Here is a 15,470-nt window from a genome sequence, read left to right as displayed (position 1 = left end):
CGCGCGGTTGCGCGGGGGCCGCCCAGCCGCGCCCCGGCGCGGGCGCCCCGCGCCACATTCCGGCAACACCCGCCCGCCATGCTGCGCCCGGCTGCACCGGAACAGGCCTTCCCGCACCCCCGCCATGCCCGTCGCGATCCGTCCCATGACCGCGCCGCCCCCCCCGGCGCGCACGGCGCCGCGCCGCTGGATCGCCTGGCTCGCCGCGCTGGCGATCGCGGCCGCCCTGCTGCTGGCCGGGGAAGCGCTGATCGGCCGCCTGTCGCGCGACGCCACCGAAAGCGCGCGGGTGGAGGCGGAGGCCGCCGCCGACGTGGTGCACCAGGTGCTGCTGCGGCGGCTGGAGGCGGTGGAGGTCCTGCACCGCCTGACCCAGTCCTGGCTCGTGCTGCGCGAATCCGGCAACGACCAGGGCCGCTCCGCGATCGAGACGGAGCTGGCCAGCACCGTGAATGCCGGCCAGTTCGGCTTCATCCAGGTCGCCATCATCGGGCGGGATGGCTGGATGCTCTGGTCCTCCATCCCCGGCTCCGGCGCGCCGGTCTATCTGGGGGACAGGGAGCATTTCCAGGTCCATGCCCGCGGCCTGCGCGGCCTGTTCATCAGCATCCCCCTGGTCGGCCGCGTCAGCCAGCGCTGGACCGTGCAGCTGACCCGCCCGCTGCTCGGCCCCGATGCGGCCTTCGCCGGCGTCGCCGTCGTCTCCATGGACCTGCACGACCTGTCGGAAGCGCTGGCCGAGATCCAGTTCCGCCCGCAGGACAGCGCCATGATCCTGCGCGGCACGCTGCGCGCCGCCCACAGCCGCATCCCCGGCACCGCCATCGGCACGGAGCTGCCGGCGGATGACCCGCTGCGCGCCAGCCCGCCCGACCAGATGACCGGGTCCGTGCTGCGCCGCACGCCGGAAGGACAGCAGAGCATCACCGCCTGGCGCCGCGTGGCGGGCACGCCGCTGACCGTCGCCTACATCCAGGACTATGCGGCCAGCCAGGCCGGCGTCGCCAACCTCGCCCTGCTGGTGCGGCTGACGGCCGGGGCCGGCGGCGCCGTGACGCTGATGCTGGTCTGGGTCGGCCTGTCGCTGCGCGCCCGCGCCACCGCCCGCCAGGTCGCGGCCGCGGCGGAGACGGAACGATCCCTGGCCGAGGCCGCCAGCGCCACCTATGCCCGCCGCATCGCGGGCCTGCCGGGCCTGATCTATGGCGGCGACATCCGCCCGGACGGCACCTTCACCCTGACCCATGCCAGCGAAAGCGCCGAACGCGTGGTGGGCTGGACGCCCGCCCATCTGCTCGACATGCCCGACCCGCATGAGCTGATGGAGCCGTCGGACGCCGCGCGCCAGGCGGAGTTCTACGCCAGCGTCGGCCAGCAGGGGGAGGCGCAGCGCGAATTCCGCCTTCGCCGCGGCGATGGCCAGTGGATCTGGGTGCGCGATTCCGTCCGCGTGGTGGACCGCCGCGCCGACGGCACGGCCGAGATGGTGGGCTACATCGCCGACATCTCCGACGAACGCGCCATCCAGGCCAAGCTGCAGAATGCCGGCCGCCTGACCACGCTGGGCGAGATGGCGACGGGCCTGGCGCATGAACTCAACCAGCCACTGGCCGTCATGTCGCTGGCGGCGGACAACGCCTCCCGCGCCCTGCAGCGGCGCGGCGCGGCGGCGCTGCCGGATATCCAGGAACGCCTGTCGCGCATCGGCCAGCAGGCGCAGCGCGCGCGCGACATCGTGGACCACCTGCGCGTCTTCGGCCGGTCGGATGAGGGGGAGCCCGAGCCGCTGTCCCTGGCCCAGGCGGTGGAAGGCGCCTCCGTCCTCACCAACGGGGCGCTGCACGCCGCCGCCATCGACCTCTCCATCGACCTGCCGGCCGGCCTGCCCCCGGTGATGGCCCGGCTGGTGCCGCTGGAACAGGCCATCGTGAACCTGCTGATGAACGCCCGCGACGCGATCGACGACCACCGGCGGGAGACGGGGCGGGAGGGCGAGGGCGCGGGCTGGATCCGCATCGCCGCCGCGGTGGAAGGGCCGATGTTGGCCATGACCATCGCCGACAGCGGCGGCGGCATCCCCGACAGCCACATGGACCGCCTGTTCGAACCCTTCTTCACCACCAAGGCGCCAGGCAAGGGCACCGGGCTCGGCCTGCCGCTGGTCCATGCCGCCATGCGCGCCTTCGGCGGCTCCATCACCGCCGCCAACGGCCCGGATGGCGCGGTGATGACGCTGACCTTCGCCATCGCGGGGGCCCCGGCGGCCGCCCCCGTGGCCACCGCCGGCGCCGGCGCGCCGACGCTTCCGGACGCGGCGCCCGACATTTCCTGACAGAGTTGGTCAAACACGTAAACGAGAGCGCCGGGCGTTGACCAACCCTTAAGAAAGCCGACTCGTACCCGCGACCCCCTCCAGCGACATTGATGCCGTTACGGATCGAGGGCGGACGAACATCGTTCGCTGCCGGGCGAAGATCGCGAGGGATACCGACATGCGCATTCTGGTTGTCGCTTCCACCCTGCCGGCGGGACAGAGGCTCAAGGTTGCCCTGGGCCATGAAGGCCTGATGGTGGACACCGTCGCGCTGGATGACGATCCCGGCGCCGTCGCGGCCCAGACCGGCCCCTATGACGCCATCCTGATCGAGGCCGCGGGCCTCGGCCACGCCGTCATCGCCGGCATCCGCGCCGTGGCGCGCCAGCGCCTGGGTGTCCCCACCGTGGTGCTGGTCGCCTCCGCGACGCCGGAGAGCGAGGCGGAGGCGCTGGATGCCGGCGCCGACGATGTGCTGATGGCGCCGATGGCGATCACCACCCTCGTCGTCCGGCTGCGCGCCCTGCAGCGCCGCATGCTCGGCCATCTCTCCGCCTGGATCACCATCGGCAACACCACGCTGGACCAGGCGAACCTCGCCCTGACCGTCGATGGCCGCGATGTCCGCATCACCCGCCGCGAATACGACGTGCTGGAGATGCTGTTCCTCCGCCGCGGCAGCCTGGTGACGAAGGCCGATTTCCTGCAGCGCCTCTACGGCTCGGACGAAGGGCCGGACAGCCGCACGCTCGACGTCTTCATCTGCAAGGTGCGCCGCAAGCTGGCCGCCGCCGGCGCCGCGGAATTCATCCGCACCGCCTGGGGCCGCGGCTACATGGCGGAGGAACCGCCGGTGACCGCCATCGCCGCCGCGCGGTCGCGCTTCGCGGATGGCCATCTGCGCCGCCCGAACCGCCTGACCAGCCCCGCCAAGGCATGGGCCGAGGCCGCCTGACGGCACCCCTTCCCGACCGACGACGCCCGAAGCCCGTCCGGAGCCCCCTCCGGCCGGGCTTCGCCGTTTCGCGCATCCGGCGCCGCCCGATATTCCGCGGCCTTTTCCGATACTTACGACCGGTTTCTGAACCTTCCCGACCGAACCCGACGCGATTTTTCGCCCCCGATGCGGCAACGATGCGCCAGCGCCGTCGTGCCCCGGGAAGGGGCCATGGACGGTGCGGAGGAGTATCGTGGTCATCAACGAAGCGTCCCGCACGCCGCCACCGCCCGCGCCGGCAGCGCCGCGCGGCTCCGTGCTGCCCGGGCGGCGTGCCCTGCTGACCCTCGGCCTCGGCGCCGCGGCCAGCCTGACCCTGCGCCCGCGCACCGTCGCGGCGCCCGCCGCCAATCCCGGCATCCTCCACCTGCCGCCCGCGCCGCCCCTCGCCTCCACCGCCGACGACCGCGACATCTCGGAATGGCGCCAGTTCCGCGACCGCTTCGTGACGCGCGATGGACGCGTGATCGACAGCGGCAATGGCGGCGTCTCGCATTCCGAGGGCCAGGGCTTCGCGATGCTGCTGGCCGAATGGTGCGCGGACCGCGCCGCCTTCGAACGCATCCTGGGCTGGACGCGCGACAACCTCGCCCGTCCCCGCGACACGCTCTTCGCCTGGTCCTGGCGCCCCCACCAGGCCGTGGCGGTGCCGGACAACAACAACGCGACGGATGGCGACATCGCCATCGCCTGGGCGCTGCAGCGCGCCGCCGCGCGCTGGTCCGTCCCGGCGTGGGAGGACATGGCCGCCGCCATCACGCAGGACATCGTGAAGCTCTGCACGCGCGACATCGCCGGGCGCACCGTGCTGCTGCCGGGCGCCTACGGCTTCACGCGCCCCAATGCCTGCGTGGTGAACCCGTCCTACTACAACCTGCCCGCCATCCGCTCCCTCGCCGCCCTGGTGCCGGGGACGGAGCTGCGCCGGGTCGAGGCCGATGGCCGCCACATCCTGGCCGCCGGGCGCTTCGGCACCTGGCGCCTGCCGCCGGACTGGCTGCACATCGATGCCACCACCGGGCGCATGACGCCCGCCAATGGCTGGCCGCCGCGCTTCTCCTGGGACGCGATCCGCGTGCCGCTCTACCTCGCCTGGGCCGGGCTGCATGAGGCGGAATCGCTCCGCGCCGCCGCGGCCTTCTGGGAACATGCGCGGCCGGAGACGCTGCCCGCCTGGGCGGACCTGCAGACCGGCGCGCTCTCCCCCTATCCCGGGCATGAAGGCGTGCGCGCCGTGGCGGCGCTGACGCTGGCCAGCCGGGGCGCCGGCGCCGGGATCCTGCGCCCGTCCTTCCCCGCGGTGGCGACGGCGCCGGACTACTATGCCGGGGCGCTGATCATGCTGGCGCGCATGGCATCGATGGAAGCCGGCCGCGGCGCCGCCGCGGGCTGGGTGCCGGCCGAAGGCGCGGCCTGACCGCAGCCGGCAACGTTTCCCTGCCGACCCGACGGGGGTTATGGTTGGGCATGGGGCTTCGCTCTGGTCTTCGCGGCAAGGGAAGGGCGATCGGGGCCGGCGCCGCGCCGACCGTGCTGGTCATCCTCGCCCTGCTGGTCGCGGTGCCCGCCTGGCTGGTGGCCGAAGCGGTGGTGGACCGCGCGGAGCGGCTGAGCGCCCAGGACGCCTATCTGCGCGCCAGCGCCGCCGCCGCCGCGGTCGGGCATGTCGCCTCCCACGTCGTGGACGATGCCGGCTTCGCCACCGTGCTGGCGCGGCGCTGGATCGCGCTTCGCCGCAGCGGCGACGACAGCGCGCGGCAGGAGGCGGAGCGCATGATGCGCTCCATCATCAGCGAAGCCGCGGCGGGGCGCACCACCCTCGCCAACATCGTCATCGCCGGCCCGGCCGGGGAGACGCTCTGGCATTCGGACCCGGACACCCGGCCCTTCTCCGTCGCGGACCGGCCCTATTTCACCGAGGCCGCGGCCGGCGCCGCGGGGCTGCGCATCAGCGCCCCCTTCGCCGGCCGCGCCACCGCCCAGCCGCTTTTCGCCGCGGTGTCGCGGCTGGAGGATGAGGGCGGGCGCTTCGCCGGCATCGTCATCGCCTCCATCAGCCCGCGCGACGTCTCCCAGCGCCTGGCGCAGATGACGCCGCGGCCGAACGACGTCGTCGCCATCCTGCGGCGGGAAGGCGAATTGCTGGCGCGCAGCCATGACGTCGCCTCCCTGCTCGGGCTGCTCATCCCGCTGCCGGCCGATGCCATGGCCGGGCTCAGCCAGCGGGGCGCCTTCACCTTCCGGCAGGAAAGCCAGGTGAATGGCCGCGACCAGTTCATGGCCGTGCAGGCGGTGGACGACACCAACCTGGTCGCCTTCGCCGCCGTCGATGCGGAAGCGGAGATGGAGGCGATGCCCCTGCTGCGCGGCGCGGTGCGCTTCGCCGTGCTGGCGCTCTCCGCCGGCGTCCTGCTCGCGCTGCTCTTCGGCCGCGTCACGCGGCGCAACCACGCGCTGGCCGATACCGCCGCCGCGCTGCGCCAGGGGCGCGAACAGGTGGAGCGGCTGCATGCGGGCCTGCCCGTCGGCCTCTTCCTCCTCGATGTCGCGGCCGATGGCGCGGCCGGGCTGCTCTACCGCGCCGGCGGCGCGCAGGACCCGCCGCCGGCCGCGCTGCGCAGCGCCCTGCTGGAAGCGCTGGCCACCGGCACCGCCAGCTTCGAATGGACCGCCCCATCCGCCTTCGCGCCGCGCCCGATCCTGGTGACCAGCCTGCACCGCCTGTCGCTGCGCCCCGATGGCGGCGGGGAGGTGGTGGGCTACAGCCGCGACGTGACGGTGGAGCGGGAGGCGACGGCCCAGGTGGAAGCCGCGCGGCGGGAGCTGGACCGCACGCTGGAAGGCGCGCCGATCGTCGTCTTCCGCGTGACCATCGCGCCCAATGGCCGCGGCACCAAGACCTATGTCAGCCGCTCCATCGAACGCATGACGGGCTGGCCCTATGACCAGGTGAACGCGCCGGGCGGCCTGCGCGCGATCTTCGATCCGCCCCAGGCCGGCTATACCGGGGACCGCAGCCTCTTCGCCGGCGCCGATGAATGGTCGAAGGATTTGCGGCTGCGCTGCGCCGATGGGCGGCTGCTGCAGGTGAAGGTCACGCTGACCGTCATCGCGCGCCTGCCCGATGGCAGCGCCGATGCCGTGGGCTACATCGCCGACGTCACCGCCGAACGCGCCGCCGATGCGCGCGCCATCGCCGCCGCGCGCCTCGCCTCGCTGGGGGAGATGTCGGCGGGCCTGGCGCATGAACTCAAGCAGCCGCTGCAGGCCATCGCGCTGGCCGCCAACAATGCGCGCACCGCCATGCGGCGCGACCGCGTCGATGTCGCGGAACAGCGGCTGGACCGCATCGCCGGCTACACCCAGCGCGCCGCCGCGCTGATCGAGCATCTGCGCCGCTTCGCCCGCGGCGTGGACGAACACGCGCCGCCCCAGCCCGTGCCGCTGGGCGATGCCGTCGAAGGCGCCATGGCGCTGGCCGGCGGCGTGCTGCGGGAAGCGGGCATCGAGATCCGCTGCGCACTCGGCGATCCGGCGCCCATCGTGCTGGGCCACCTGGTCGCGCTGGAACAGGTGCTGGCCAACCTGCTGGCCAATGCCGGGGATGTGCTGGCCGCCCGGCCGCCGGAGGCGCCGCGCTGGATCGCCATCACCGCGACGCCGGCGGAGGATGGCTTCACCGCGCTGCGCGTGGCCGATAGCGGCGGCGGGCTGCCCGACCTCGTGCTCGCGCGCATGTTCGAACCCTTCGTCACCACCAAGGGGCCGGATCGCGGCACCGGGCTCGGCCTGTCCATCTGCCACGGGCTGGTGGTGGCGATGGGCGGGCGCATCGCGGCGGAGAACGGCCCGGACGGCGCCATCTTCACCATCCACCTGCGGGACGCCCCCGCGCCCGAGACCCTGGCCGAGAGCGCCACCGAAGCAGGCACTGGTTAATTCGGGGGTCACATCCCCGGCGTCTCCTCCACCGGTCGGAATGCCGCCCGGGCGGCCTTCCCCTCGGAAGACCCAGAGCGGCCGGGATCATCCCGGCGGAGGACGAAGCGGTGGCCAGGATGATTGCCAGCAGGCGACAGGGAAGGCCGTCATGAGCCTGGAATCCGCGCTGCTGCGCGCCACGGCCGGCATCCGCCACGCCTCCCGCCAGCTGGAAGCCACCTCGCAGAACGTCGCCAATGCGGGGGTGGAGGGCTACACGCGCAAGGCCGTGCGCGGCGAACAGACCGCGGCCGGCGTGCGCAGCTCCACCCCCCAGCGCGACGTGGATCGCGCGCTGCGCACCGAAGCCCGCGGCGCGCGCGGCGAAGCGGCCGCGGCGTCGCTGCGGGCCGGCGTGCTCGGCCCCCTCGCCGAATTGCAGGGCGCGCCGGCGGATGGCGCCAGCCTCGGCGGCCGGATCGGCGCGCTGCGCGACCGCCTCACGGAACTCCGCGCCACGCCGAACGACACCGCCGCGCAGGGCGCGGCGCTGGGCGTCGCCGGCGACGTGGCCGCGCAGCTGCGGGACCTCTCGGGCGCCGTGACCCGCGCGCGGCAATCCGTGCAGGACGGGCTGCGCACCGATGTCGATGCCGCCAACGGCCTGCTGCGCAACGTCGCCGCGCTGGACAGCCAGGCGCGCGCCATGCGCGCTGCAGGGCTCGACGATAGCGGGCTGCTGGACCGGCGCGACGCCGCGATCGGCCAGCTCTCCGACCTCATCGGCGTGACGCCCGCGGAAGGCCGGGACGGCTCGCTCACGCTCATCCTCCAGGGCGGCGCCGTGCTGCCGCTGGACGAGACGGGCAGCCCCCTCGGCATCGCCGATGCGGTCATCGCCCCCGGCTCCTACCACGGCGCCCCCGCCGGCACGCTGCCGGGGCTGACGCTGAACGGCGTGCCGCTTGCCGACGTGCCGCGCGGCGGCCGCATAGGCGCCGGGCTCGATCTGCGGGACGAGACGCTGCCCCGCATGACGGCGGAGCTCGACACCCTGGCCGCCACCATGGCCGGGCGGCTGCGGGAACAGGGGCTGACCCTGTTCACGGACAGCGACGGGGCCGCGCCGCCCGCCGCCGGCAGCGCGCAGGCCGTGGGCTTCGCGGGCCGCATGATCGTCAATGCCGAGGTGGCGGCGAAGCCCGCGCTGCTGCGCGACGGCACCGGCGACGTGCCCGCCTTCCCGCCCAACCCGGACAACCAGGCCGGCTACACGAAGCTGCTCGATCGCGTGCTGGACTATGCCTTCGGCAGCCAGCGCGCGGCCGGCGTGCCGCACAGCCCCATCCCGGGCAGCGGGCTCGGCCCGGGCGGCACGCTCGCCTCCGCCTTCTCCCCGCCGCGCGCGCTGCTGGACTACGCCGCCGCGCTCACCGCCGCCCACGCCAGGGATGCGGGCGATGCGAGCGCGGAGGAGACGACCACCGCCACCCTCTCCACCCAGATCAACGCGCTGGTGCAGAAGCGGGAGGGTGTCGATGTGGATGCCGAGATGGCGTCGATGGTGACGCTGCAGAATGCCTATGCCGCCAATGCGCGCGTGATCTCCGCCATCCAGTCGATGTGGGACGCGCTCATGGGCATGGTGCGCTGAGGGATAGAGGGCCATGACCATCTCCGGCTTCGCCGCCATCGATCGCGCCACGGAAGCGGCGGGCACGCTGCGCGCGCGCCTCGCGGAGCAGACGCGTCAGACCTCCGGCGGCCAGCGCGCCGCCACCTATGCGGGGCTCGGCGCCGATGCGCGCCGCGCCATCGACCTGCGCACGGAAGTCGCGCGCCACGAATCCCTGGCCCGCGCCGCGGAACGCGGGGAGGCGCGCGCCGCCGTCACGCAATCCGCCCTGTCGCGCATCACCAGCATCACCACCGACATGGTCGCGACGGCCACCGCGCTGCTCAGCGGCGGCGCCACGCAGGTCAGCGCCGCCGCCATCGGCGCGCGCTCCGCGCTGCGGGAGGTGACGGGCATGATCAACGAACGCTACCAGGGGGAGAGCCTGTTCGGCGGCGCCGACCTGGACGGCACCCCCATCCCGGGCCGTGTCGAGGACGGCACCCTCTTCGCCGCCATCAAGGACGCGATGAAGGGTATGGCCAAGGGCGGCGGCGCCGCGCTGCGCGGCGCGCTGCGCGACCTCGGCGCCAGCAACGACCCCGCCATCACGCCCTTCTCCGCCTATGCCACCGCCGCCGCGGCCGGCGAGGTGGAGGACAGCCTGGCCTCCGTGCCCGTCAGCGAGGGCGGCGCCGTCGAGATCGGCCTCTACCCCAACCGCAACGCCGGCGCGCTGCCGTCCAAGGCGGCGGACAGCACCGGGTCCTGGGCGCGGGACCTGATCTACGGCCTGTCCGTCATCGCCAATCTCGACCAGCTCGGCGTCACCGACGGCGCCGACTACCAGCAGGTGGTCACCGGCGCGCTCGGCGCGCTGCGCGCCGGCCTCTCGGGCGTGAGCGACGAGGCCGCGGGCCTCGGCACCGCCGAACAGCGGCTGACCGATTCCCGGCTGCGCCACAGCGAACTCGCGACGCAGCTCGAAGGCCAGCTCTCGGAGGTCGAGGGCATCGACCTGGCGGAGGCGATCAGCCGCGCCCAGGCGACGCAGACGCAGCTGGAAGCGAGCTACCGGTCGCTGGCCATGCTCTCCAGTCTGTCGCTGACCAAGTTCCTGGGCTGACGCCAGGCCCCATCGCCGAGCGGAACGCGCCGCGCCATCCCGCAGGGGGTGGCGCGGTTTTCCGTTGCGGGCGCGGGACGGCCGGGAGGGGCGCCGCCGCCCTGCGGCCACTTGTGTCTTGGCGATGGTGCATAGTGTGACCGCCGGTGCAGGGCTGCAGCCCTGCACCGGCGGCGCGATCTCGAGGCCGTCGGCCCCCCGGTCCTAAGACCGTTTCTGAGCTTGGCCCGGATCCGTCTCCCTTTGAACCCGAACGGTTGCCCGGGGCGCAACCCCGAACGGCAAGGATGGGACGGAGGATCAGACGATGGAGCCTCACCTGGTGATCGGTGTGGATATCAGCGCCGAGTGGCTCGATGCCGCGCTACCTGACGGAACCACCAAGCGGCTTCCTCACGATGCGCTGGGATATCAGCAGCTTATACAGTCTTCCCGGAGCCACGCTCCCGCTGCGCTAGGCCCCCTTGTCTTCGCCTGCGAAGCCTCCGGCGGCTACGAACGCGCCTTCGCCGAGGCCATGACCGATGCCGGCTTCGGCGTGCGCATCCTCGATCCGCGGCGGGTGCGCCAGTATGCCCGCGCGGCCGGCCACCGGGCCAAGACGGATCGCATCGATGCCCGGGTCATCGGCGCCTGTGCCGCGGCCTTTCCCGGCCCGCTCTTCCAGCGGGATGTCCCACGCGATGCCCTGTCCGAGATGGTTCGGCTGCGCGACCAGCTCTCGACCGAGCGGATGGTCGCTGAAGCGCAGCGCCGCGGCCTGCGCCTGCCCCGCATGGTCGTGCTCGCTGACCAGCGCATCGGGCAGCTGCGGCAGATGCTGAAGCAAGTCGAGGCGGAGATCGCAGACCACATCGCCGCCCATCAGGCCCTGGCCGCGGATGCCGCGCTGCTGCGAAGCATGCCGGGTGTCGGCCCCGTCACCGCGGCACGCTTGATTGCTGATCTGCCAGAGTTGGGGAAAGCCTCGCGCGGGGAGATCGCGGCCCTGGTCGGTGTCGCGCCCTTCGCCGACGACAGCGGCAAGCGCCAGGGCAAGCGGCGTTGCGCCGGTGGCCGTAAGGCCGTGCGCAACACCCTCTACATGGCCGCCACCGTGGCCGTGCGGCACAACCCCACCCTCAAGGCCTTCAACGACCGGCTGCGGGCTGCCGGAAAGCCGCCCAAGGTCGCCCTCGGCGCCGTCATGCGCAAACTCGTCGTCATCCTGAACACCATGATGCGCACACGACAGCCTTGGGCCACCTCCAACCACCAGACCGCCTGACCCCACCACGCCCAGCGCAAGACGGTTGCTCAGAACAGCCGCCGGTTCCCGATCCCGCCCAGCCCCACCTCCGCCACCACATGCGGCGCCCGCGCGGCGGCCACCTGCACCGGGGCGGGCGCTGCAGCCGGTGCCGGGTTCGGCGTCGCGGCCGGCAGATTCTGCCCAGCGCCGCCGGGGCCACGTCCCGCCACCGGGATCGGCGCGGCGCGGTAAGCATCCAGCGCGCCGCGCGCGGGCGGTGCCGGCGCCACGCCACCCGGCGCCGCCGGCGCGGCGGCCAGGCGCGGCACCGCCGCGGGTTCCGGCGTCGGCGACCGCCGCTCATTCGCCATCACCGCGGCCAGGCGCGCGCGATAGCGCTCCGCGAATTCCGGCGTCTGCGAATGGTAGTGCCCCGCCGCCACCGTCCAGTCGCCCGCGCGGGCCTGCAGGCTCGTCAGGAAGCGCGCCGCGTAGCGCGCGCTGGCCATCGGGTCGAAGGCCTCCTCCAGGCTCGCGAAGGCATTGGGGTGGTGGCGCAGGTTGATCTGCATGCAGCCCACATCGATCGACCGCACGCCGGAGGCCTGCAGCGCGCGCACCGCCTCCACCGCCGCCTCCCGCGATGGGAAGAAACTGCCGCGTCCCTCCGCATTGATGGTCCAGGGCCAGGGATCGAAGGCGCCGGTTTCCGGATCGCGCCGCCCGCTCTCGACGCGGCCGATGCCCAGCAGAAGCCGGTCGGGAATGGCGAACTCGGCCTCCGCCGCCGTGATGGCGGCGCGGCACAGCGCGACCTGCGCGCGCGCCGGCGCCGTCGCCGCGACCAGGGACAGGAACAACAGGGAAGCCAGGATGCGGATCATGCGGCGCGCATCGCAACGCCCATGCCAGCACCGCTACCAACTCTGAACAGCGCCGCGCATCGCCCGCCCCGCGATCACGGGGCCGTGCCGGGCCCACTGTTCACACCGCAGAAATCGACGGCGCGCAAATGGGCAAGCCTGAAACCCAGAAGGGGTGCCCCTGCCCATGCTGCGCGTTGCCACCGCCGCCCCTCCGTCGCTGCCGCCCGCGGCATCGCGGCTGCGCGCGCTGCGCGGCGACTTCGGCGCGCTGCTCGGCGCGCCCGGGGCGGAATCCGCCGGCGGCGTCATGGCCAGCGCCGGCGCCTCCGCCGCCGCCGCGCTGCTCGCGATCCAGGGCCAGGATGATCCGCCCCCGCGCCGCCGCCGCCCCTCGCCGCAGGATGCCGCGACGCGCGGCCTGGCGCTGCTGCGCGACATGCAGCGCCGCCTGCTGGCGGATGAGCCCCCGGCGCTGGCGGTGCTGGAAGCCGCCGCGGCGGAAGCCGAATCCCTGGCGGAGGAGGGTGCGGAAGCCCGGCGCGTCTGCGCCCCCGTCGCGCTCCGCCTGCGGATCGAGATCGCCAAGCGGCTGCCGCCCGACGGCACCGCCCAGGGCCGCGCGTGAGGCGCGGTGGACATGTCCTTCTTCAGCGTCGTCACGACGCCGACCACTCCCCCTGCGAAAAACGCGAGGCAAAGACCGATGAGAATCCTGCTCGGCGTCACGGCCGATGACCAGGTGCCGCTCCGCCAGGCGCTGACGGGCTCCGGCCGTTTCGTGGAGCAGGCCGGCGATCTCGGCGGCATCGGCAACGCCACGGTGGAGAATGGTCCCTTCGACGCGGTCGTGCTCAGCGTCGCCGACCTGTCGCGCGAAGCCCTGCCCGTGCTGCGCGACATCCGCCGCCATGGCGTGCAGTCGCCCATCCTCGTCATCGCCGGCGCGGTCACGGCGGCGGAGGAAGCGGCCGCGCTGAACCACGGCGCGGATGACCTCGTCGCGCGCCCCGTGGCCAGCCCCGTCGTCGTCGCGCGCGTGCAGGCGATGGTGCGGCGCACCGGCGCGCATGCGCCCACCCTCCTCCTCTGCGGCAATGTCGCGCTGGACCGGGACCGGCAATGCGTCGCCGTCGATGGCCGCGCCGTCAGCATCACGGGGCGGGAGTTCGAGGTGCTGGAGACGCTGCTGCTCCGCCGCTCCGCCCTGCTGAGCAAGGAGCGCTTCATGAGCCGCCTCTATGGCGACGAGGAAGGGCCCGACCAGCGCATCATCGACGTCTTCGTCTGCAAGCTGCGCCGCAAGCTGGCCGCCGCCGGCGCGGCGGAGATCGTGCGCACCGTCTGGGGCCTCGGCTATGTGGCGGAAGATCCCGGCCCCGCCGCCGTGGCCGCCGCCCGCGCGCGCTTCGCCGCCGGCCAGCCGCGCCTGCGCCGCGCGCATCTCGTCCCCGCCGCCGGCCTCGGCCTGGCCGGCGCCTGATCGCGGCAGGAGGGACGGCGATGCCGAAGCCCGGCGGCAAGGGCAACCTGCCCCCCATCGTCATCAAGCGGATCGAGGAAGGGGAGCACGGCCATCACGGCGGCGCGTGGAAGATCGCCTATGCCGACTTCGTCACGGCGATGATGGCCTTCTTCCTGCTGATGTGGCTGGTGAACGCCACGACCGAAGCGCAGCGCCGCGGCATCGCCGACTATTTCGCGCAGCCCAACGACCTGGCGCGCGGGCCGAGCGGTTCCGGCCAGCCCTTCGGCGGCCGCAGCCTCTACAGCGATGGCCCGCTGATCGCCGATGCGCCGCTGGTGCCGACCATGCGCACCGCCCAGCCCGGCCTCGATTCGGAGGAGGAGGAGGAAGGCCCGGAGATCCGCCTGCCCCGCCCCTCCGCCCGCCAGCAGACGCCGCCCGCCCAGGCCGTGCCGGATGGCGACGCCATGGCCGATGCCGCGCGCCGCGCCGGGGAGCTGGAAGCGGCGCTGCGCGGCGCCGACAACGCCGCGCGCCGCGGTTCCGTGGACAATGAGGCGCTGCGCCGCGCCGCGGAGGCCGCGCGCCAGGAATTGCTCACCCGCGCGGCGGAGGAGATCCGCCAGGCCGTCCGCAACGACCCCACCCTGGCCTCGCTCGGCCGGCAATTGATCGTGGAGGAAGTGGCGGAGGGCCTGCGCATCCAGCTGGTGGATGCGGAAGGCCAGCCGGTGTTCGAAACCGGCCGCGCCGCGCCCAATGAACGCGGCCGCGCCCTGCTGCTGCGCGTGGCCCAGGTGCTGGCCCGCCTGCCCCATCCCATCGAGATCACCGGCCACACCGATGCCGCGCCCTTCCGCGGCGGCGGGGAACGGTCGAACTGGGACCTCTCCGCCGAACGCGCCAATGCCACGCGCCGCCTGCTGGTCGATGCCGGCGTCACGGATCGCCGCATGCGCAGCGTGTCCGGCCGCGCGGAACGCGAACTCCTCGTCCCCGCCAACCCGCTTGATGCCGCGAACCGACGCGTCGCGGTGCTGATGCTGCTGCCAGCCCAAGGAGGCACCGCGCCATGATCCTGATCGGCGGATTCGCCATTCTGCTGGGCTGCGTCTTCGGCGGCTTCATCATCGCCGGCGGCCACATGGAGCCCATCCTCCATTCGCTGCCCTATGAGATGCTGATCATCGGCGGCGCCGCGGTCGGCAGCTTCCTGATGTCCAACTCGATCTCCGACGTGAAGCACACGCTGGGCGGCATCGGGAAGGCGATGAAGGGCAGCCGCTACAAGACGCAGGACTACCTCGACCTCGGCGTGCTGCTGCACCGGCTGCTGAAGGTGGCGCAGTCCAAGGGCGCCGCGGGGCTGGAGCCGCATATCGAGAAGCCGGAGGAAAGCGCCATCTTCCAGGCCTATCCCCGCATCCTGGCCGACCACCACGCGACCCACCTGATCTGCGACTATCTGCGCATGGTCGGCATGAACGCCGACGATCCACATCAGATCGAGGACATCATGGCGTCCGAGCTGAAGAAGGTGAAGAACGAGGAGCTGCACGCCGCCCATGCCCTGCAGAACATGGCGGATGCGCTGCCCGCGCTCGGCATCGTCGCCGCCGTGCTCGGCGTCATCAAGACCATGGGCTCCATCGACAAGCCGCCGGCGGTGCTGGGCGCCATGATCGGCTCGGCGCTGGTCGGCACCTTCCTCGGCGTGCTGCTCGCCTACGGCCTCGTCGGCCCCATCGCCGTGCGCCTCAAGGGCGTGGTGGAGGAGGATGCGCGGTTCCTGGAGGTGATCCGCGCCGTCCTCGTCGCGCATCTCCACGGCAATGCGCCGCAGGTCGCGATCGAGGTCGGCCGCAAGACCATCCCCTCCGGCCTCATGCCCAACTTCGCCGCGATGGAGACGGCGCTGCAGGAAGCGAAATAGGC

At 73.4% G+C, this 15,470-nt stretch carries 12 protein-coding genes; 11 read left to right on the top strand and 1 reads right to left on the bottom strand.

Annotated features, from left to right (window positions below):
- The first annotated feature begins 145 nt into the window (after window positions 1-145).
- From JJI54_RS04000 to JJI54_RS03970, 7 genes are all read left to right on the top strand, one after another.
- Window positions 146-2,332, top strand: coding sequence for an ATP-binding protein (locus JJI54_RS04000; protein ID WP_203071148.1), 2,187 nt, complete (start codon window positions 146-148; stop codon window positions 2,330-2,332).
- A gap of 160 nt (window positions 2,333-2,492) precedes the next feature.
- A complete protein-coding gene (locus JJI54_RS03995) occupies window positions 2,493-3,269 on the top strand; it encodes a winged helix-turn-helix domain-containing protein (protein ID WP_203071146.1) in 777 nt (258 codons plus the stop codon).
- Window positions 3,270-3,504: 235 nt separating this feature from the next.
- Entirely contained in the window at window positions 3,505-4,728 is a 1,224-nt protein-coding gene (locus JJI54_RS03990) for a glycosyl hydrolase family 8 (protein ID WP_203071144.1), read from the top strand.
- Between the two features lie 50 nt (window positions 4,729-4,778).
- Window positions 4,779-7,250: an ATP-binding protein gene (locus JJI54_RS03985; protein WP_203071142.1), complete on the top strand. Its 2,472-nt coding sequence runs from the start codon at window positions 4,779-4,781 to the stop codon at window positions 7,248-7,250.
- A 151-nt stretch (window positions 7,251-7,401) separates the two neighbouring features.
- On the top strand, window positions 7,402-8,886 hold the full coding sequence (locus JJI54_RS03980) for a flagellar hook-associated protein FlgK (RefSeq protein WP_203071140.1): 1,485 nt from the start codon (window positions 7,402-7,404) through the stop codon (window positions 8,884-8,886).
- A gap of 13 nt (window positions 8,887-8,899) precedes the next feature.
- Window positions 8,900-9,973, top strand: coding sequence for a flagellin (locus JJI54_RS03975; protein ID WP_203071138.1), 1,074 nt, complete (start codon window positions 8,900-8,902; stop codon window positions 9,971-9,973).
- A 307-nt stretch (window positions 9,974-10,280) separates the two neighbouring features.
- Window positions 10,281-11,240 carry an IS110 family RNA-guided transposase gene (locus JJI54_RS03970; protein ID WP_203071136.1) on the top strand — a complete coding sequence of 320 codons (960 nt, stop codon included), beginning with the start codon at window positions 10,281-10,283 and terminating at the stop codon, window positions 11,238-11,240.
- 29 nt (window positions 11,241-11,269) lie between these two features.
- Here JJI54_RS03970 and JJI54_RS03965 read toward each other — a convergent pair whose 3' ends face one another.
- The gene (locus JJI54_RS03965; protein ID WP_203071134.1) at window positions 11,270-12,088 is read right to left on the bottom strand and encodes a transglycosylase SLT domain-containing protein; all 819 of its coding nucleotides are present in this window, start codon (window positions 12,086-12,088) and stop codon (window positions 11,270-11,272) included.
- A 166-nt stretch (window positions 12,089-12,254) separates the two neighbouring features.
- Here JJI54_RS03965 and JJI54_RS03960 point away from each other — a divergent pair, with 166 nt between their 5' ends.
- The 4 genes from JJI54_RS03960 (at window position 12,255) to motA (ending at window position 15,468) form a co-directional block, all read left to right on the top strand.
- Window positions 12,255-12,695, top strand: a complete 441-nt coding sequence (locus tag JJI54_RS03960) for a flagellar assembly protein FliX (protein WP_203071132.1) — start codon at window positions 12,255-12,257, stop codon at window positions 12,693-12,695.
- 78 nt (window positions 12,696-12,773) lie between these two features.
- Window positions 12,774-13,550, top strand: coding sequence for a response regulator transcription factor (locus JJI54_RS03955; protein WP_203071130.1), 777 nt, complete (start codon window positions 12,774-12,776; stop codon window positions 13,548-13,550).
- 20 nt (window positions 13,551-13,570) lie between these two features.
- On the top strand, window positions 13,571-14,611 hold the full coding sequence (locus JJI54_RS03950; protein WP_203071128.1) for a flagellar motor protein MotB: 1,041 nt from the start codon (window positions 13,571-13,573) through the stop codon (window positions 14,609-14,611).
- A complete protein-coding gene (gene motA / locus JJI54_RS03945) occupies window positions 14,608-15,468 on the top strand; it encodes a flagellar motor stator protein MotA (RefSeq protein ID WP_203071126.1) in 861 nt (286 codons plus the stop codon). Before JJI54_RS03950 ends, motA begins: the two co-directional genes overlap by 4 nt.
- Window positions 15,469-15,470 lie beyond the last annotated feature (2 nt).

The organism is Falsiroseomonas ponticola (genome assembly GCF_016805305.1).
GTDB lineage: Bacteria > Pseudomonadota > Alphaproteobacteria > Acetobacterales > Acetobacteraceae > Falsiroseomonas > Falsiroseomonas ponticola.
The sequence above is the reverse complement of the archived record's forward strand: the minus strand, read 5'-3'. Positions and strand labels throughout refer to the sequence as shown.